The 2,764-nt window shown below is 57.9% G+C and carries 2 protein-coding genes and 1 pseudogene; 1 reads left to right on the forward strand and 2 read right to left on the reverse strand.

What is annotated here, in order from left to right; genetic code table 11:
• Positions 1-616: 616 nt before the first annotated feature.
• Positions 617-1,108, reverse strand: coding sequence for a type II toxin-antitoxin system YhaV family toxin (locus JCM25146_RS15690; RefSeq protein WP_025829224.1), 492 nt, complete (start codon positions 1,106-1,108; stop codon positions 617-619).
• A 2-nt stretch (positions 1,109-1,110) separates the two neighbouring features.
• Positions 1,111-1,443 carry a type II toxin-antitoxin system PrlF family antitoxin gene (locus JCM25146_RS15695; protein ID WP_025829225.1) on the reverse strand — a complete coding sequence of 111 codons (333 nt, stop codon included), beginning with the start codon at positions 1,441-1,443 and terminating at the stop codon, positions 1,111-1,113.
• A gap of 407 nt (positions 1,444-1,850) precedes the next feature.
• Here JCM25146_RS15695 and JCM25146_RS20230 point away from each other — a divergent pair.
• Positions 1,851-2,764: pseudogene (locus tag JCM25146_RS20230) on the forward strand (IS5 family transposase); the annotation flags it as partial.

A 2,764-nucleotide genomic window follows, 5' to 3' on the forward strand; every position in this document is an offset into this window, starting at 1 on the left:
CGCGCGGGACGCGGCGCGATCCAGCTGTTCCGCTGCGCGTACGAACCCGACTTCGCGGGCCCCGACGGCAAATCCGTCTGCCGGCCGCTCCGAACGCTGCTGACGGGCGCGAAGATCGCCGACTGGCGGCGTGCAACGCTTCAAGGCGGGACATCACGGCTTGTCACACGATCGGGCGGCGATGATCGCCTACGTGTAGGAGCGAGACATCCCATCGTGGACGGTCCAACTCGACGACTGGATCGACGGTCTTGAAAGTGACGCCGTTGAGGGCTGGTCTGCCGCTAACAAGCTGTCGCTCTTAGAGTATGATCCGCCATCGCGCGTGGCGGGCCTCACTTCTGCTCACGCTCGCAGTTCGGGGCTTGGCAGTATTCGGCTCGTTCACCTCTGGATTGAAATGTAGTGCGGCATCCACTACCAGGCCGAACGGATGATCCGAGTTTCCGGACGCTGACCCGCCAGTTGGATGGGACTCTAACGAAGTGTCCGCCGACGCCCTTGCATTATGGGATTGAAGCCGAATGGCGGAAACGCGCCCGTTGCGTGGTTCTAGCGCAACCGAAAGTCCGGCCCGAAGGGCGACGCCCTATCCGGTAACGTTCAATAGCATTCATCAGGGGTTCGGAGTTGAGGTTTTTTCCAAGCGATCCACTGCGACCTGCTCGGACGCAGCCTTGTGAAGCGCGGCCCAATCGTCAGGCGGGTTGCCGTCCTCCAGCATCCTTTTGAACCCCTTGTAGGCGTCGGTCTTTGCGCCATAGGTCCGCAAGGTCGTTTCATCATTTACCCAGGCGAAGATGATGACTTTCGCGGTCGTGTTATAGCGGAAGAACAGGCGAAAGCGGCCATTGCCGAACTTCGACCGGAACCAGTGCTTGTGCGCCTCGCCAAGTGTCGAGCCCTGCCGATAGACGGTTGCGCTCGGATCTGCAGGGATTGTCTGGAACACCAGCTTGTTCAAAGCGGCCAAGAGCTTCGTGCTGGCGTTCCTCTGATATTCGTCGGGCTTCCTTGCCTTCAACGCCTCGACAGTGGCGGTCAGCTTTTCCAACTGATCAAGAAAAAGGGGATGCGCGAGAATGGTCCAGCCATTGATCGTCAGCATGGCTAGAGCGCTACATCCCCGTCAATCTCGGCATCGAGGTCAACGTCCATGTTCCCGACAAGCGCAGCCGCACGATCACGCAGGCTGGCGGGCAGCGCGGCGACGGATGTGCCGGGGTGTTTGCTCATGTCCTGCGCCAGAAATTTGAGGAAGCGATCCACGACCGGATCGCTGGCCTCTTCCGTTGCCTTCTCGACATAGACCCGGCGCTGATCGTCCACCAAGAAGGCGATGCGCCCGCCATAGTCCACGCCCAAAGCCTGCCGGACGCTCTTGGGAACAGTCGTCTGGCCCTTGGCGGTGATCGTGCTTTCTTCTTTCAGCAGTGCGCCCATGGTTGGCTCCAAATTTGACCTTCAGTATCAGTAAGGAAAATTCCTTACTTTGTCAAGGAAGATCGTAGCTGCTGACTATGACGGCGTGGGGGAGGTTCGAGGGGGCTTCAGCGCCTCAACATCGGCATTGCTCAATCCAGCCTCGCGGCTCAGGATCGCCAGAGCCGAGCCGATGCGAAGACGATCGGCGCCTTCCGTTCCGCGTGACCCAAAACGCTCGGCCATCAAGCCGGTCAGCACAGGTTCAGATCCAGCGCCTCCCAGTGCAGACCGTACCCACGCCCGAAAATTTTGACATCTGCGATCTGGTCATGGAGCGCTATAGAGTAGATGGAGGGTTCTAAACACTCCATGGTTTTGAGTGCGTATCTGTGATCCCATGCCTCCTGTGGTGATTGGGTGGATGAATGAATAATGAACAGCCGGGTTTCTTTGATGTTGAAGAGCGGCTTGCTCGTTTGAGCGGGCTTGGCGATCAGCTTGAAGGGTTTTCCCGGACTGTGGATTTTGAGGTGTTCCGCCCTGATCTGGCTCAGGATCTGGCCTATTCGGATGGAAGCAAAGGCGGGCGTCCGCCCTTTGATGCAGTTCTGATGTTCAAAATCCTGGTGATCCAGACGCTGAACAACCTTTCAGACGAGCGGACGGAATACCTGATCAACGACCGCCTGTCTTTTATGCGTTTCCTTGGTCTGGGTCTGTCGGACCGGGTACCTGATGCCAGAACGGTCTGGCTGTTTCGCGAGCGTCTGACACAGGCGGATGCGATCGATGGCCTGTTCAATCGCTTTGACGCAACCCTACGGAACGCTGGTTCTCTCCCGATTCAGGCCAGATCCTAGACGCAACGCTGGTGGCGGCTCCAAAGCAGCGCAATACCAACGCGGAGAAGGCGGATCTTCGGATGGGACGGATCCCACAGAACTGGCAGGACAAACCAGCAAAGCTGTCCCACAAGGATTGCCATGCGCGTTGGACGCTGAAGTTCACCAAGGCAAAACGGCAGAATGACGGAGCGATCCCCGTCAACGGATCTCGCCATCCCGTTCTTTGGCTATAAATCGCATATTTCCATCGACCGGAAGTTCAGGTTGATCCGGAAATGGAAAAGCGACAGATGCCGCGGCCAGCGATGGTGCGAGATTGAGAGAAGGTCTGCTCGACCGCAGCAATACCGCGTCTGATGCCTGGGCCGACACGGCCTATCAGTCAAAAGCCAATGAAGCCGTCATGGACAAGCAGGGCTTTGTCTCCAGGGTTCACAGGAAAAAGCCGTATCTCAAGCCTATGCCCTGTCATATCCAGCGATTCAATGCGGGCA

Origin of the sequence: Acetobacter okinawensis JCM 25146 (genome assembly GCF_000613865.1) — a bacterium.
GTDB classification, from domain to species: domain Bacteria; phylum Pseudomonadota; class Alphaproteobacteria; order Acetobacterales; family Acetobacteraceae; genus Acetobacter; species Acetobacter okinawensis.

Coding starts and splice junctions, on each gene's coding strand:
- JCM25146_RS15690 (WP_025829224.1), bottom strand. CDS start 1,108: ATGCTGACGATCAATGGCTGGACCATTCTCGCGCATCCCCTTTTTCTT.
- JCM25146_RS15695 (WP_025829225.1), bottom strand. CDS start 1,443: ATGGGCGCACTGCTGAAAGAAGAAAGCACGATCACCGCCAAGGGCCAG.